17 protein-coding genes are annotated in these 16824 nt (G+C 43.0%); 16 read left to right on the top strand and 1 reads right to left on the bottom strand.

Annotation, left to right across the window (positions count from 1 at the left end; all coding sequences use genetic code 11):
• Positions 1-39: 39 nt before the first annotated feature.
• The 14 genes from MKY77_RS20530 to MKY77_RS20465 all read left to right on the top strand — a co-directional run bounded on the left by MKY77_RS20530 (position 40) and on the right by MKY77_RS20465 (position 13447).
• Positions 40-1140, top strand: coding sequence for a glycoside hydrolase family 88 protein (locus tag MKY77_RS20530; protein ID WP_339147501.1), 1101 nt, complete (start codon positions 40-42; stop codon positions 1138-1140).
• Between the two features lie 21 nt (positions 1141-1161).
• Positions 1162-1713: a hypothetical protein gene (locus MKY77_RS20525; protein ID WP_339147500.1), complete on the top strand. Its 552-nt coding sequence runs from the start codon at positions 1162-1164 to the stop codon at positions 1711-1713.
• Entirely contained in the window at positions 1710-2993 is a 1284-nt protein-coding gene (locus tag MKY77_RS20520) for a Gfo/Idh/MocA family oxidoreductase (protein WP_342515458.1), read from the top strand. The genes MKY77_RS20525 and MKY77_RS20520 overlap by 4 nt, the downstream gene beginning before the upstream one ends.
• Before the next feature lie 13 nt (positions 2994-3006).
• The gene (locus MKY77_RS20515; RefSeq protein ID WP_339147499.1) at positions 3007-3660 is read left to right on the top strand and encodes a YesL family protein; all 654 of its coding nucleotides are present in this window, start codon (positions 3007-3009) and stop codon (positions 3658-3660) included.
• An 18-nt stretch (positions 3661-3678) separates the two neighbouring features.
• Positions 3679-4443 carry a 2-dehydro-3-deoxy-D-gluconate 5-dehydrogenase KduD gene (kduD, locus tag MKY77_RS20510; RefSeq protein ID WP_339147498.1) on the top strand — a complete coding sequence of 255 codons (765 nt, stop codon included), beginning with the start codon at positions 3679-3681 and terminating at the stop codon, positions 4441-4443.
• Positions 4444-4475: 32 nt separating this feature from the next.
• Positions 4476-5306 (top strand): 5-dehydro-4-deoxy-D-glucuronate isomerase, encoded by an 831-nt coding sequence (gene kduI, locus MKY77_RS20505; RefSeq protein WP_339147497.1) that lies wholly within the window; start codon positions 4476-4478, stop codon positions 5304-5306.
• 80 nt (positions 5307-5386) lie between these two features.
• Positions 5387-6340, top strand: a complete 954-nt coding sequence (locus tag MKY77_RS20500; RefSeq protein WP_339147496.1) for a sugar kinase — start codon at positions 5387-5389, stop codon at positions 6338-6340.
• Positions 6341-6361: 21 nt separating this feature from the next.
• Positions 6362-7858 (top strand): altronate dehydratase family protein, encoded by a 1497-nt coding sequence (locus MKY77_RS20495; RefSeq protein WP_339147495.1) that lies wholly within the window; start codon positions 6362-6364, stop codon positions 7856-7858.
• A gap of 13 nt (positions 7859-7871) precedes the next feature.
• Positions 7872-9404, top strand: coding sequence for a tagaturonate reductase (locus tag MKY77_RS20490; protein WP_339147494.1), 1533 nt, complete (start codon positions 7872-7874; stop codon positions 9402-9404).
• Between the two features lie 12 nt (positions 9405-9416).
• Complete coding sequence (locus tag MKY77_RS20485) at positions 9417-10682, top strand: glucuronate isomerase (RefSeq protein WP_339147493.1); 1266 nt, start codon at positions 9417-9419, stop codon at positions 10680-10682.
• Between the two features lie 33 nt (positions 10683-10715).
• A complete protein-coding gene (locus tag MKY77_RS20480; protein WP_339149875.1) occupies positions 10716-11369 on the top strand; it encodes a bifunctional 4-hydroxy-2-oxoglutarate aldolase/2-dehydro-3-deoxy-phosphogluconate aldolase in 654 nt (217 codons plus the stop codon).
• Positions 11356-12018, top strand: coding sequence for a rhamnogalacturonan acetylesterase (locus MKY77_RS20475; protein ID WP_339147492.1), 663 nt, complete (start codon positions 11356-11358; stop codon positions 12016-12018). Before MKY77_RS20480 ends, MKY77_RS20475 begins: the two co-directional genes overlap by 14 nt.
• A gap of 208 nt (positions 12019-12226) precedes the next feature.
• Positions 12227-12466 carry a glutaredoxin family protein gene (locus tag MKY77_RS20470; RefSeq protein ID WP_339147491.1) on the top strand — a complete coding sequence of 80 codons (240 nt, stop codon included), beginning with the start codon at positions 12227-12229 and terminating at the stop codon, positions 12464-12466.
• A gap of 30 nt (positions 12467-12496) precedes the next feature.
• Positions 12497-13447, top strand: a complete 951-nt coding sequence (locus MKY77_RS20465) for an RNA methyltransferase (protein WP_339147490.1) — start codon at positions 12497-12499, stop codon at positions 13445-13447.
• Between the two features lie 243 nt (positions 13448-13690).
• Here MKY77_RS20465 and MKY77_RS20460 read toward each other — a convergent pair whose 3' ends face one another.
• On the bottom strand, positions 13691-14386 hold the full coding sequence (locus MKY77_RS20460; RefSeq protein WP_339147489.1) for an N-acetylmuramoyl-L-alanine amidase: 696 nt from the start codon (positions 14384-14386) through the stop codon (positions 13691-13693).
• A gap of 127 nt (positions 14387-14513) precedes the next feature.
• Here MKY77_RS20460 and MKY77_RS20455 point away from each other — a divergent pair, with 127 nt between their 5' ends.
• Together MKY77_RS20455 and MKY77_RS20450 are read left to right on the top strand one after the other, a co-directional pair.
• A complete protein-coding gene (locus MKY77_RS20455; protein ID WP_339147488.1) occupies positions 14514-14711 on the top strand; it encodes a ChaB family protein in 198 nt (65 codons plus the stop codon).
• A 396-nt stretch (positions 14712-15107) separates the two neighbouring features.
• Complete coding sequence (locus MKY77_RS20450) at positions 15108-16811, top strand: serine hydrolase (RefSeq protein ID WP_339147487.1); 1704 nt, start codon at positions 15108-15110, stop codon at positions 16809-16811.
• Positions 16812-16824 lie beyond the last annotated feature (13 nt).

Below are 16824 nucleotides of genomic sequence, written 5' to 3'. Positions count from 1 at the left end.
AAAATGACATCGCTTACAAAACAGAAAAGGAGAATGAATATGTCCGAAGTCATTAAAGTGAAAACACCTTTATACTATGCAGCAAAAATAAGTGAAACGCTGATGAATAGTTATACTGCACCAGAACTACCGCCGGCAAATCGCTGGCATTATCACCAGGGAGTTTTTCTTTGTGGGATGCTTCGCATTTGGGAGCACACTGGAGAGGAACAATATTATGAGTATGTAAAATCATATGTCGATCATTTAATAGATGAATATGGAAACTTCTACTTTGCCCGCGATGAATTGGATGCCATTCAGGCAGGACTTCTCCTATTCTCCATTTATCAACGTACCGGAGAAAAAAAATATGAAATGGCAGCAAAAAAACTTCGAGATCTATACCCTACTTTGAATTTGACGAGTGAGGGAGGATTTTGGCATAAAGATAAGTACCCTTATCAGATGTGGTTGGATGGCTTGTATATGGGAGGGCCATATGCATTGACATATGCCCGTACATTCGGGGAGCCAGAGCTTATAGATATGGTCCTTCATCAAGAACAGCTGATGCGGAAATATACAAAGGATGACAAAACAGGACTCTATTATCATGGATGGGACGAAAAGGGTGCACAGCCATGGGTGAATAAAGAAAACTATTGTGCACCTGAATTCTGGGGCCGGGCGCTTGGATGGTATGGCCTTGCTGTCATTGACATGATAGACCTTTTGCCAGACGGACATGCAAAACGTGATGAATGGATCCACGTCGTCCAAGACTATGTGAAAGCAGTCTCTTCCTATCAGGATAAAAACAGCGGATTATGGTATCAGATAGTGGATAAAGGACACTTGGAGGATAACTGGCTGGAAACATCGTGCTCAAGCCTATTCGTCTATACCATTGCCAAAGCTGTTACAAAAGGATATGTAGGCAAAGAATATGCGGAAATTGCCAAAAAAGGATTCGAAGGAATGATCGTCCACAAAGTGGAAGTAACGGAGAGCGAAGAAGTGGTATTAAAAGATATTTGTATTGGCACTTCCATTGGAACGTACGACTATTACGTGAATCGCGAATGCAGCCAAAACGATTTACATGGTGCAGGCTCCTTTATCTTCGCTTGCTTGGAAATGGAGAAGCTGATCGGATAACAAATTGTTGGAGGGAGAGCAATGAAAGTCATGGAGAATAGGCCCTTCTTGTTCAAGGGGTTGATAGCGGCAATCCTTCTCCTTATGCTTACAGCTTGTAAGGGGAAGGATGATGGATTTCAAATCTTGGTTTATACAGATCTCCCTCAAGATTCTGTTTTGACTGGAAAAAATAAGTTGGGTAATGGCAAGTTCGTTGATCAGGAAGTTCAACTCCAATTATATCCGGGAATGCTGGAAAGGCTCATGGTGGATATCGTCAGTCATACAGGGGATATCCTGATTATAGAAAAAGAAATGCTACCTTCCATTCTAGACCCAATCGGTCTTGAGGCACTTGATGTGGTAGTGGAGGAGGGTGGAGAGAGGATCCAAAGCGAGTTGAGGGCAGAGGATGAAGGTGGGATGGAACGTATTTATGCCATCCCTATTCCAATGGAGCATCCAATTTTCAATGGGGTGCCGATCCAGAATGAGTTGGTGGCAGTCGTCCCCAAATATGGTGATGATCGAGAAAAAGCTTTAACTATACTCCGTCAATTTATGGTGGATGCAAGGCTGGTGCAACCATGAAAAGATATGCGGTTTGCGGAATCAGTAATCGAGCATTGAACATGTATATAAATCCTTTGCTATCGACCTTTTCATCCACGAATAAAATCGTTGGACTACTTGATAGTGATCCATTGCGTTTTGAAGTGTGTAGGAAGCAGTTTCCGGAACTGGTTAATCATCCTTGCTATGAACCAAGCGCTTTCCATCAGATGGTGGAGGAAACAAAACCCGATGCAATCCTTGTTGCTGGCAGAGATGATACCCACTTTGATTATATTGAACTTGGACTACAACATGATTTGGAAGTCATTACGGAAAAGCCGATGGTAACGACCTTGGATAATGCAAATCGAGTTTTAGCTGCGGAACGAAACAGCAAAGGAAAAGTGATCGTCACCTTTAACTATCGCTACAGCCCCATACACAGGAAAATCAAGGAATTAATTCTTGAGGGCAAGGTGGGGAAGGTGACGTCCATTGACTTGAACTGGACCATCGACACCTACCATGGAGCCAGCTATTTTAAAAGATGGAACCGTAAAAGGGAATTTTCAGGTGGACTTTCCATTCATAAATCATCTCACCATTTTGATCTTGTGAATTGGTGGCTTGACCAAGTACCAGTTCAAGTTTTTGCATACGGTACCCTTCATTATTATGGGAAGGAAGGGGAGCATAATCCATCTAAGGTCGATGGGAGAAACTGCCTTACCTGTTCAGAAAAACATAACTGTGCCTATTATTCACGCTGGAATTCGAGAAGCAGGAACAATGGGGTGAAAGATGATCACCTTCAGCAAAACGTAAAGCCTCAAGAACTTTATACAGACTACCGACCAGATGCTTGCATCTTTGATTCAGAAATCAATATAGAAGATACGTATACAGCAATGGTGAAGTATAACCAAGGAGGCTTGCTTAGTTATTCTGTTAACTTTTCGGCACCATATGAAGGATATAAGTTAGCGATCAATGGCACAAGAGGAAGGCTCGAAACAACTGAGTTCCATGAACCAAGCCGCATTCCATTCCCTATACCAGCGCAGCAGACGATCGATTATTATCCCCTTTTCGGTTCAAAAGAAATCATCCATGTTGTACATACAGATGGCGGGCATGGAGGAGGAGATCCTTTGCTTTTAGAAGACTTATTTTTAGGTCCAGACCCGGCCAGACCTTATGAAATCCTGGCCGGGGCAGAGGCAGGAGCCTATTCCATTGCCGTTGGAGAAGGAGTGTGGCGTTCTTCTCAAGAAAACAAACCAATCGATATTAGTGAATTTTGTTATAAAAAGTAGGAAAGGGTGAGCAATGGTGGATATGGGTGGCCTTTGGGGAGGATTTTATTCAATAAGTCAAGTCATAGCCAGGTTGGCATACCTCAACTTGTTATGGATTGGATTTACATTGCTTGGGGGGATCGTATTCGGCATCATGCCTGCAACCATCGCGGTCTATGCCATCATCAGAAAATGGAGGCAAGGAGAAAATGATCTGCCGATTGTAAAGGCGTTTTGGCGTTTTTATAAAAGGGAGTTTGTGAAGGCGAATCTCCTTGGTTTGGTGCTTGCAATTTTTGCTTATCTCCTCTATTTGAATCTATCCCTACTCGAAGGAGGAGCAGTACTTTTCCTAATCCTTAGATATATTCTACTTTTCAGCTGCATTTTGTTCTTTATGATGGCACTGATGATCTTTCAAGTATATGTGAATTATAAGCTATCATTCTGGCAATATTTCAAATCTGCACTGTTAATAGGGTTGACCTATCCGCATTTCTTATTATTGATGGTGGTGGGAATGATCATCTTGCAGTATGTATTCATGCTTATTCCTGGCATCATCCCGTTTTTCAGCATCAGCATATTGGCTTATATGATGACATTAGTTGCGGATATCATTTTCAACAAAATAGATAGGAAAGAAACATCCAAGGAAAAACACAATGAGGTAGTTCCAACTTAAGCAAAGGGAGGCAGGAAGGTGAATAACGTAAATGAATGGTTTTCTTTAAAAGGAAAAACTGCCCTTGTTACCGGGGCAAGGACAGGTATTGGACAAGCGATCGCAATTGGATACGCGAAAGCTGGGGCCAAGGTAATCCTTGTCGGTCATCGGGATAATATGCAAGAGACCGAATCGGAAATAGCACACTTCGATGGTAGATATGAAACATACTTAATGGATTTGTCCAAGGTGGAAGAATTAAAAGGGAAGTGTGAGGAGATACTTTCCTCCCACAGCATTGATATTGTCGTGAACAATGCTGGTGTCATCAGAAGGGAACCTGCTGCTACACATTCTTTAGAGGATTGGCAGGCGGTATTGGATACCAATATCAATTCCGTGTTTCTTCTCTGTCAGGCATTCGCAAAGCCGATGCTGGACCGGAATAATGGAAAGATCATCAATATTGCCTCCCTATTATCGTTTCAAGGGGGAATCACCGTCCCTGGATATGCCGCAAGTAAACATGCCATTGCCGGGTTGACAAAAGCATTGGCAAATGAGTGGGCGTCCTCGGGGATACAGGTAAATGCGATAGCACCTGGATATATTGCAACCAATAACACAGAAGCACTCAGGAATAACGAAGAACGAAATGCTTCCATCCTTTCCAGGATCCCAGCTCAGCGATGGGGAAAGCCCGATGATTTAGTCGGTGCGGCAATATTCCTGGCATCAGATGCTTCTGATTATGTGAATGGACATGTACTCACCGTAGATGGCGGATGGATGGCAAGGTAAAAACTAAATTTAATTAAAAGGAGAGATAAGGAATGGAAGTAAGATACGCAGGTAGTCCGATCGAAGCGAAAACTTTTACAACAGAGCGTCTAAGAGAGGAATTTTTAATAGAATCATTGTTTGTACAAGGAAAACTCAAGATGGTCTATTCCCATTATGATCGTGTCGTGATGGGTGGAGCGATTCCAACAGATGCACCATTGAAGCTGGAAGGAAGCCAAACGCTTCAAACGGAATATTTCCTGGAGCGAAGAGAAGTGGGCATCATCAACATAGGGGCAAAAGGTAAAGTAGTGGTGGATGGCGAGGAGTATGAATTAAGTAAGCGTGACTGTCTTTATGTCGGACTTGGAAAAGAAGAGGTTACTTTTCATAGTTTAAACAGCTCCGAACCTGCGAAATTCTATCTTGTATCATCTTTGGCACACAAGGAATACCCTACTCGGATATTACCAATTGAAGACGCGGAACCGGTTAGACTGGGTTCTGACAGTGAATCTAATAAAAGGACGATTTATAAATATATCCATGAAGAGGGAATACAAAGCTGTCAATTAATGATGGGGATGACATTGCTTGAGCCGAATAATATGTGGAATACGATGCCGGCACATATCCATGACCGTCGTATGGAGGTATATCTATACTTCGATATGGAGGAGGAATCAAGGGTCTTTCATTTAATGGGTGAGCCTAGCGAGACGCGTCACCTTGTGGTGAAAAATGAACAGGCAGTCATTTCTCCGCCATGGTCCATCCATTCTGGTATGGGCACGAACAATTATACGTTCATTTGGGCAATGGCAGGCGAAAACTATACCTTCAAGGATATGGAATTTGTCAAAATGGAGGACTTAAAATAATTGGCTGAAAAGGAGATCGAGAAGCGTGCTCTCGATCTCTACTACTATCCAAATGGATAGAAATGGGAAGGGGTAGGCGAATGGATGTTGTGACAATAGGAGAATCCATGGTGCTTTTTACACCAGACTCTTCTCCGCTGATGAGATACTCCCATACGTTCTCTAGGAAATTTGGTGGAGCGGAATCCAATGTGGCAATCGGGCTTGCAAGGCTGGGGCATCATTGTGGTTGGATCAGTAAAGTGGGAAATGATGAATTCGGAAAAGCGATGGTAGGTTTTATCCGCGGGGAAGGTGTGGATGTAAGTCAGGTCACCTATAGCGATGAGGCTTCTACAGGATTGTACTTTAAAGAAGTTCGACGCGCAAGCGATGTTAGAGTGGAGTACTACAGAAAAGGATCGGCAGCTAGTACCTTGCTGCCAACGGAAATAGATGCATCCTATATTGCTACTGCTAAATACCTTCATCTTACAGGTATTACGCCTGCATTGAGTGATTCCTGTTATGAAACGGTGAAAAAGGCGATTGAAATTGCCAAACAGCATGGTGTGAAAGTTGTATTTGATCCGAATCTTCGCAGAAAGCTTTGGTCGGAAGAGAAAGCAAGAAGAGTGTTGTTAGAGCTTTCCTCCCTTTCCGATATTATTCTGCCAGGTTTAGATGAGGGGAAATTCATGTTCGGCGTAGATGATCCAGAGAGACTCGGGAAGCTATTCCTTCAAAAAGGCAATGAACTTGTCATTTTAAAGGTTGGCGCAAAAGGTGCGTATTATTTTACCGAAAAAGAGAGCGTTCTCATCCCAGGGTACCCTGTGGAAGAAGTGATAGACCCGGTTGGTGCCGGGGATGGATTTGCTGCGGGGGTGTTGTCTGGCCTATTGGATGGACTTTCTGTGGGGGACTCGGTAGCAAGGGGTAATGCTGTCGGAGCGATGGCGACATTGGTACAGGGTGATTATGAAGGGTTACCGGAAAAGGCAGAAATTGAAAGGTTTACACAACAAACTGTCCTAGAGGATGTCCATCGATAAAAAAGTTAGTAGGAGGTCAGTATGAAGCAGGATTACATTGCGATACACAAAGAAGACAATGTGTTGATCACACTAAAAGAATTTCAAGCCGGGGAACAGGTGGAGGTCTTGGAGCAAGTCATCACCTTGAGGGAAGACGTGCCTAAAGGGCATAAAATCGCTACAAGAGGTATCCAAGCCGGGGAACACATTGTGAAGTACGGCTATCCAATCGGTCATGCCAGTGAAAATATTGATGCAGGTATGTGGGTTCATACACATAATACAAAGACAAATCTTTCGGGAACTTTGGAATATGAATATGCTCCTGCAAAAGGGAAATTGGAGAATGCTTATGCAGGGGAAAGAACGTTTCAAGGATATGTCAGGGCAAATGGAGAGGTTGGTATACGCAATGAAATTTGGATCATCAATACGGTGGGGTGCATCAATAAAACGGCGGAACTGTTGGCCAAAATGGGAGATACCCATCTTAAAGAAGAGGGAATCGACGGTTTTTACCATTATGCACATCTATTCGGTTGTTCCCAATTAGGGGATGATTTGCACAATACACAAAAAATATTAAGCAACCTTGTTCACCATCCCAATGCCGGTGGTGTCTTGGTACTTGGATTGGGTTGTGAAAACAACCACCTCGCAGAATTCAAGAGAGTACTTGGAGATGTTGATTTGAACAGGGTGAAGTTTCTCGGGGTTCAAGATGCCGAGGATGAAATGGAAGAAGGCTTTGCCCTGCTTGAAGAGCTTGCAGCCTATGTCAAAAGCTTCAAAAGACAGCCCGTTCCTGTTTCCAAGTTAAAGGTTGGGTTGAAATGTGGTGGATCTGACGGGTTCTCAGGAATTACCGGGAATCCTCTGGTTGGGGCTTTCTCTGATAAATTGATCTCCTATGGAGGCACAACGATTTTGACAGAAGTGCCGGAGATGTTCGGTGCCGAAACTATTCTGATGGAGAGAGCAAAGGATGAAGAGGTGTTTAACAAAATAGTAGAACTGGTCAATGATTTTAAACAGTACTTTCTAAAGCATGATCAGGTTGTCTACGAAAACCCCTCACCAGGAAATAAGGCAGGTGGCATTACGACTCTGGAGGAGAAATCACTTGGATGTGTGCAAAAAGGTGGATTTGCCACCATCGAGGACGTCCATCCTTACGGGGGAAGAGTATTAAAGCCGGGACTGAATTTATTGCAGGGTCCAGGAAACGACCTTGTGTCTGTTACAGCATTATCAGCAGCTGGCGCACATATCGTATTGTTTACTACTGGAAGGGGAACACCTTTTGGCGGCCCTGTACCGACGGTGAAAATTTCTACTAATTCAGACCTTTACGAGAAAAAACAGAATTGGATTGATTTCAATGCAGGGGAACTTGTTCAAGGAAAAGAGATGGGGAATCTAACCGACGAATTATTTGATTATGTAGTAGACCTCGCTTCCGGAGTAGAGCGTACCCATAATGAGAAAAACGGTTTCAAGGAAATTTCCATCTTTAAAGACGGCGTCATTTTATAAAGGAGGGGTGAAGATGAAGCAAGTCAGTTTGGGGAGAGCGCTACATCCAAAAGATCTGAACTCAATCGTTACGGATGAAAGGCAGGAACACCTACCTGAAAAAATCATTCAATTCGGGGAAGGGAATTTCCTTCGCGGATTTATCGATTGGATGGTCCATGAGATGAACAAACAAGGGGTGTTTAACGGCAAGGTGGTCGCGATCCAGCCGACTCCTCATGGAAAGGTTGTACCAAAGTTAAATGCCCAAGACGGATTATATACGCTCACCCTTAGGGGAGTGGTCAATGGGGAGAAAGTAGATAAGCACGAAATCATCTCTTCCATCTCCAGGGGCATCAATCCATATTCCGACTGGCAGGAAGTATTGAAGGTGGCGGAATCCAAAGAGATTGAATTTGTCTTCTCGAACACTACGGAAGCTGGACTTACTTATTTGGAAGAATCCTACGATGGAGAGACTTCTCCTCTTTCCTTTCCAGGTAAATTAGCTGCATTTCTGAAGCATCGTTTTGAAGTGATGGGTGGAGTGCAAGGGTCGGGACTTACCATCATCCCTTGTGAGCTTGTTGAAAACAATGGGGAAGTCCTGAAGAGTTTAGTGCTTCGATATGCTAAAGAGTGGGGATTCTCAAAAAGCTGTGTGGAATGGATGGAAGGGCAAAATAGATTTTGCAACACACTTGTAGATCGTATCGTAACCGGATACCCCAGGGACAATGCAGATGAGTTTCGTGAAAAGCTTGGCTATGAAGATGTCTTGATGACCGTAGGGGAACCTTATCACCTGTTTGCCATCGAGGGCGGGGAAAACGTAGCGGCTCGCCTGCCATTTACACAAGCCGGATTGAATGTAAAGTGGGGGGATGTGACCCCACATCGAAATATGAAGGTCAGGCTTTTGAACGGTCCTCACACCATGATGTTTGCAGTATGCTATCTGGCTGGAGCGGATACGGTCTTGGATGCGATGACAGATACCGATTTAAGAGAATTCGTCGAAAAAGGACTCTATCAAGAGATTTTCCCTTTTGTTCAAATGGAGGAAGTGGAGAAGCGGGAATTTGCTGATTCTGTGGTAGAGAGGTTTTTAAATCCTTTTACAAAACATTACCTTAGTGATATCGGGATGAATGCAGTGTATAAATTCAAATCAAGGCTTATCCCTTCCCTAATAGATTTTGTTAAAGACCGAAACGAGCTTCCTGCTGCTATTACATATTCATTGGCTGCCTTAATTTTTTATTATAAGCCATTCAGGGTAGAGGGAGATTTTCTAATCGGGAAAAGGGGAGAGACGGAGTATGTCATTCGTGACAATCAAGAAGTTCTTTCCTTGTTCAAAACAAAATGGGATCAGCTTCTTGAGGAAGAGATGGATATAAAGGAATTTATCTTCTCGATCCTAGAAAATAGCGATCTGTGGGGGGTGGATCTGCGCAAGCTTCCTGGTTTAGAAGATGAGGTATCCTTCCATCTAGGGCAAATGCTAACTGTAGGGATAAAGCAAAGTAACAAACAGCTTCTGCAAAAAGTAAAGAAATAGGAGGAAATGAAGATGAAAATTACAAATTATGATTCCCTGGTAGAAACAGTAAAAGAGGTAGTGCAAAACCAACGCGTAACAGACATGCATACACACCTTTATTCCCCTAACTTTGGTGACATCCTATTATGGGATATTGATGAACTATTAACCTATCATTATCTTGTGGCAGAAGTAATGCGTTGGTCAGATCTCTCTGTAGAAGAATTTTGGAAGCTTTCCAAGCAAGAACAAGCTGATCACATCTGGCAGAAGCTGTTTGTGGAACATTCCCCTGTCAGTGAAGCGTGCCGCGGTGTCTTAACATGCCTGAAAGGGTTTGGTCTGGATCCTTCAACAAGAAGCTTAGAGAGTTATAGAGAGTATTTTGCATCCAAAACAAGCGAACAGCATGTGGATAAAGTATTAGAATTAGCTAAAGTTGATCATGTGGTAATGACAAATGACCCGTTTGACGATAAAGAAAGGGAAGTCTGGTTAAGTGGAGTTAAGCCGAACGAACGTTTCCATGCGGCCTTAAGGATCGATCCATTGCTAAATGACTATGCAAATGCAAAAAAACGCCTAGTGGAATGGGGTTACAAGGTAGAAGAGGAATGGAATGATCAGTCAGTAAACGAAGTGAAACGCTTTTTGTCTGATTGGATGGACAGAATGAACCCGTTATATATGGCTGTTTCCCTGCCGCCATCTTTTGCGTTCCCTGAGGATTCCGATCGGGGTAGGATCATCAAGGATTGTATCCTGCCATTGTGTGAGCAGGCGGGTATTCCATTTGCCATGATGATCGGTGTTAAGAAAAGAGTGAACCCATCTCTTGGTGATGCAGGCGACTATGTCGGCAAAGCGGGAATGGAAGGGTTGGAATATCTGTTAGCAAATTATCCGAACAACAAATTCTTCTGCACCATGCTTGCACGTGAAAATCAACATGAGCTGGTAGTGCTTGCCAGGAAGTTCCGTAATTTGATGGTGTTTGGTTGCTGGTGGTTCACCAATAATCCGGTACTGATTAATGAGATGACTCGCATGCGAATGGAGATGCTTGGTACCAGTATGATCCCGCAACACTCGGATGCACGTGTGCTGGATCAATTAATTTATAAATGGGACCATTCTAAAGAAATTATCGTCACTATATTGATTGAAAAATACAATGATTTGCTAAAAACTGGCTGGGAGCTGGAACAATCCGAAATAGAGCGGGACGTTGCGGACTTGTTTTACAATAACTTCTGGGAATTTATAGGGAAGAAGGAGCTGGCACTTACAAAATAAAATGATGGCTGCACGTTATAAAGGAGGATCATGATGAGTCTAGTAAAAGAAATACAAGATATCGGGGTAGTGGCGGTAATACGTGGTGCCGATGAATCAAACATCCTAACTATCGCAAAATCACTACAAGCGGGTGGTGTAACCGCACTTGAAATCACAATGGAAACACCAAAGGTTTTATCATTAATTGAAAAGGTTGCATCGGAAATGCCGGATGTGATGGTAGGTGCTGGAACGGTATTAGATCCTGAAACAGCTAGGGCTGCCATCATGGCTGGCTCTAAATTCATCTTTTCTCCTACAGTGAATATAGAAACGATTAGAATGACGAAGCGGTATGGTGCAGTAAGCATCCCTGGTGCCATGACCCCGACAGAGATCTTAACGGCATATGAACATGGGGCAGATATGATCAAGGTGTTTCCAGCAAACATTGTTGGTCCTGGTTACTTTAAAGATATTCATGGTCCGCTGCCGCATATCCCGCTTATGGCTACAGGAGGGATTTCCTTGGACAATGTTGGCGACTTTATTCGTGCAGGGGCGGTAGCGGTAGGGGCCGGCAGTACCCTGATTAATACGAAAGTAGAATTGACGGAGGAACATTGTCGTCATGTAACAGAAACTGCGACCAACTTTATCCGCCGGGTGGAGCAAGCAAGAGGTGGACAATATGAAAAAGTGTAAGTTCTATCTTGCCGGGGATTCCACAATAAGCGACTATCAAGAAGATGTTGCCCCAAGAGCGGGGTGGGGACAGGTGTTATACAAATACTTGCCTACATCCATAGAGGTGGTGAATAAAGCTGCAAGTGGGCGAAGTTCTAAAAGCTTCATCGCAGAAGGAAGATTGGAAGAGATAGCTACTAATATAGCGGAAGGGGACTATCTTTTCATTCAATTCGGTCACAATGACCAAAAAGATGATGAAGAGCGACGGACCTTACCTTTTACCACCTACCAGTCTTATTTGCTTGAGTATATCGAAGTTGCATTACGTAAAGGAGCTACACCGATTCTCATCACCCCTGTGCAAAGAAGAAGTTTTGACGAACAAGGAAAATTCTATGAAACTCATGGTGATTATCCACAAGCAATGAAGGATTTATCTTCAGATAAAAATGTCAAGCTGGTGGATTTATCCACATTATCCAAAGACTTATTCACTAAATTGGGTAGCGAGGAAACGAAAAGGTTATTTCTTTGGCTTAAAGCCTCCGAGCATGTTAACTATCCAGATGGAGTGGAAGATGACACACATTTTTCCCAGTATGGAGCCGAAATGGTGGCAGAACTGGTCGCAAAGGCCATACCTGTCCCCAATATATTGAAGTGAAAGTTTAATCTCCTTAGACGATCGGTGAAAGTTGCTGGTCGTCTTTTGTTTAAGTTCTGTTAAATACTTTTTCTTGTTCTTCGCTGTCTACGTGCTGTCTGAAAGTCTCACAATGTAAATATTCTTAGCTGTTGATTTCGCCAAACCTTTAAAGGATATGATAAGATTTAAGAAGAAATGGATAATCAAACTAGAGGGAGGAACATCCATGAACAATCAACTTATCGTTTATTCAGCGCCAGGGTGCAGAGATTGTGAACTAGTAAAAGAATTCCTTAAAGAACAACAAGTAGCTTTCGAGGTTAGAGATTTATTGGCAAATAAGCAATATCAACAGGAAGTGGAGAAGTTCGGCTTCATGGGAATCCCGGTGACAGCTGTGGGTGAACAGGCGGTAAAAGGCTTTAATCCAGTTGAACTAAATAGGCTTATAGAACTTATAAAATGAAACTCTGGCCAAACAAAAGGAGAAAATTGATTGATAGAGCAAAGTAAATCCGCATTTATATATACCTACGCATACAGCAAGGAAGAGCAATCCCTTTGCCATTTGGAGATGCGTTCTTTTTTTGGCAAAGCAACAGATGATAATATTATCAAAAGCTCAAAAAGAATCGATCCAAGCAGAAGTCCCTTTATCCGTGAAAGAATAGAGGTTATCTATGAAGGGGAAACATTGCAGGATATCATAGAACAAGTGACGGAAATAAAGATGGGGAACCAAACTTTCAAAGTTATTTTTTCGAAAATAAATGACCGGAAAGCTCCTCATACGATTGAATATCAGGAGCGTCGAGATATAGAACGTGCTGTAGGGTGGATTATTGAAGGCGAGGCTGATGTCCATCATCCTGATCATATTTTCGGAATGGCTACAATCGGTAGTCGCTGGTATTTCGGTCATTACAGAAAGAGTGAGGCAATTTGGCTCAAGCATACGAAGAAACCGCGGGAGTATTCAACAGCCTTGAGCACCCGAGTGGCTAGAGCAGTAGCAAATATCGCTGTTCCGGATCCTCATGGAATCACGTCCATTGATCCATGTTGTGGGATTGGAACGGTACTTGTTGAAGCTTTATCCATGGGGATCAATATGGAAGGAAGAGATATTAATCCCTTGGTGGTACAAGGTTCAAGGGAAAATATCGAACATTTTCACCTCCAGGGTACGGTTATGCTCGGACCTATCTCGGATGTAATGGATAGCTATGATGTGGCAGTAATTGATATGCCTTACAACCTTTATACCCACGCCACACCAGAAGATCAATTATCCATCTTGAAGCACGCACGCCGTTTTGCCAAAAAGGTCGTCGTGATTACGATAGAAACAATGGATAATATGGTGGAGGAAGCCGGATTCAGTATTACAGATCGTTGTGAGACGCAAAAGGGCTATTTTACAAGAGAGATATTGGTTTGTGAATAATGTAAAAAGAGACCGGGGCATGGTGTGATGCGCTTGGTCTCTTTTTGCTTAGGCTCTGTATATGCATACTGTTAATTTTTGCAGCAACCTAGCTGTTGATTGGAGCAATAGGCAAAGACTCCTGCGGGGGGATAGCGACATTCTTGAGACCCCGCAGGGCGTAGCGCGAGGAGGCTCAAGGTCGCCCCGCGGAAAGCGAAGCCTAGTGCGGAAGTCAACAGCGGTATTTAACAGAGCCTTTGTTTAAAATCCTATTCTTGACCAATCAAATAGTTCCCCAGGGTCGCTTTTGCGGACTGGAGCGTATTCGTTGTGGCCGATGATATGCTCTCGGTCATTTTTTATACCCGGGTTTCGGGTCAAGATATCGTCCAATAGTTTATTTAAAGCGATATATTGCTCCTTGGTGTACCCCACATTAAGCGGATCAATAGAGTCATAGATCTCTTCAGGTATTGTCGAAAGCATTTCTTCTTTGGTCCCTATTGCCAGTAGTTCTATTCCAATCGAATAATCATTGAGGCCATTCCCGTATTCCTGATAGTTTAAATGACGCCCTTTTCCAGCATGAAAGGCAGCGCGTTCTTCCGGCACCAAAAGGTAGATTTCGCCTTCCCTGTCTATCATATAATGAGCAGACACCTCGTACTCTTCAAAAAGTGCATAGACCTCTTCGACATTATAGGGGTCTTGTGGCGATCGAAGCGCATTATTGGTGAAATGGAGCACGACGTGAGTAGTCGGCGCACCTCTTACTCTTGAGTTCTTTTTGGGAAGGAGCCATTCTTTCATCTCTATACTTGATGGTTCCGGTGGGATCACTAACACAGAGTCTGTAGTCAGAGGTACCTTTTCCATCTGTTTTTCTGTATGAACTGGCGTGTTTGAGCAACCTGTTAATAAAATTAATACGATAAGTAAATAGGTAGTTTTTAACATCGTGTCTCCTCTTTATGTCGCTTCTATTATTTCTATTCTTTTTAGGAGGTGAAAATCCTTCTTTTTCGTTTAATTGATGGAGAATGGGGTATTCAACAATAATAAATTGATAAAGGAGGAGTATAAGATGCCCTACGATTCTCTAAAAGATTTGCCGGATGGAGTCAGGGATAACCTCCCTAAACATGCGCAGGAAATCTACAAGGAAGCATTCAATTCTGCCTCAGATCAGTATGATAAAGAGGAAACAGCACATAAAGTTGCATGGAGTGCGGTGAAGGAGAAATATAGGAAAAATGACAAAGATAACTGGGTGAAAAAATAGATCTGGAGGGATACCAGGTCTTTTTTTAAGGCACTTTTCTCAAAGAATGTTGCTATCCAATAGTAAAAAGTCGGCAGTTGGACTTTTTACTGCTTAGATACATTAAAAAAAGCAGCAGTAAATTTTGTATTGCAGGGAAAAGAGCACGACAATAAGGTATATAACGGTTGGTTCATAAGTACGTAAAAGTAACAAAGTTTACGAAAAGAGTCTTTTTTGTGCAGTAAAATACATTCTAAATTTTCAGAATAGTATAAAAGTCGCATATCACCCCGACAAAATACTGCTTTAACAGGACTTATGTGGTATAGACATCTATACGTTTTATTCCATAAACTAGAATAGTAGATAAATGAAAGCCTTTACAAAAATAATTACAAAGTGTAAGGAGGAACTATGAAAAAGAAGACTGTTTCCGTCGCGTTAACAGCTGTATTGACTACCTCACTTTTCGGAGGACCATTAAACACTACTATTTTTGCAGAAGGAGGAAAGAGTAAGACAGAAATGAAGGAGTCAAAGGTCAATAGCTCCGCTGTACATCCTGTCTTTACCTGGAACAATCCTGCTCCTTCCTCCCCGGTGCTTCATCCAGGTTCCGCAAAAGGCGCTGGCATGGTACAAGCCACCTTGGATAAAATTGATCCGTTGATGGAAGGGATGATTCAAGACCGTGTTATGCCGGGTGCAGTAGCGTTGGTTGCCAGAAGCGGCCATATCGTGAAGCATGATGCATATGGAGATGCTTATCGCTATACGGATGATCAATTCACAGAATCAGATTCCCCGGTTGCGATGGAGAAAGATACCATCTTTGACCTTGCATCCATCAGCAAGATTTTCACCACTACAGCTGCCATGATTTTGTATGAACAGGGATTATTTGAATTGGATGACACTGTAGCCTCACACCTTCCTGAATTTGCAGCGAACGGAAAGGAAGAGGTTACGATTGAACAACTTATGACACATACATCCGGTTTTACAGCATGGGTTCCTTTATATTCTCAGGGAGAAAGCAGAGCGGATAGATTAGATATAGTCCTTCATCACCGGTTGGCGAATGCCCCAGGAACAACCTATACATACAGTGATTTAAACATGATAACATTGGGCGTTCTGATTGAACGGTTGTCGGGCCAACGTTTAGATGAATTTGTAAAAGAACACTTAACAGATCCACTTGGAATGAATGAAACGATGTACAATCCTCCTGCTTCCTTGAAGCATCGTATTGCAGCGACCGAATATCAGCCTGCAATCGGAAGAGGCCTGGTATGGGGAGAAGTGCATGATGAAAACGCCTGGTCATTGGACGGTGTGGCCGGACACGCTGGGGTCTTTTCCACAGCTGAAGATCTTGCGAAGCTTGCACATATGTTCATAAAAGAGGGGCGATATGGTGGAGAGCAAATTTTACAACCGGAAACAATCAAACTTCTTACAGAAAATAAAATCCCAGAGTTCCCTGGCAATGATCATGGACTCGGCTGGGAGCTGAATCAGGGCTGGTTTATGGATGCCTTATCAAATGAAGGTTCACTTGGGCATACTGGTTACACAGGAACTTCCATCGTCATCAATCAAGAGAATGATACGATCGCCATACTTCTGACGAACAGGGTTCACCCATCAAGGACAACGGTGACCACCAATATTGTACGAAGACCTTTTGCCAGACTTGTGGCAGACTCTATCCCAGTGAAAATGGACCGGAAAGAGGAGGCATGGTTCTCAGGATATGGCGATCAATTAAAACGGAGCCTTGTTGCCGAAGTGAATTTGAATGATGCTGCCACCTTATCCTTTGATACCTGGTATCATATCGAGAACCAATCCGATTACGGCCATGTACAAATATCTAAGGACGGTCAGACTTGGACAGACACCCTCCCATCCCTGACAGGATCCCAAGAGGAATGGACGAAAAAAGAAGTGCACATTCCAGCAGATACAAAATTCATTCAATTTCTATATAAAACAGACGCCACCGTTAATGGTCGCGGCTGGTATGTAAAGGATCTCAAGTTGCTTTCGCAAAATGGAGAAAAGCTGCAAGCAGATTTCAATGGAGAAGGATGGTTACAGCGAAATCATTAATAAGTACTGGAGG

This window comes from Sutcliffiella sp. FSL R7-0096 (genome assembly GCF_038595065.1).
GTDB lineage: Bacteria > Bacillota > Bacilli > Bacillales > Bacillaceae_I > Sutcliffiella_A.
The sequence above is the reverse complement of the archived record's forward strand: the minus strand, read 5'-3'. Positions and strand labels throughout refer to the sequence as shown.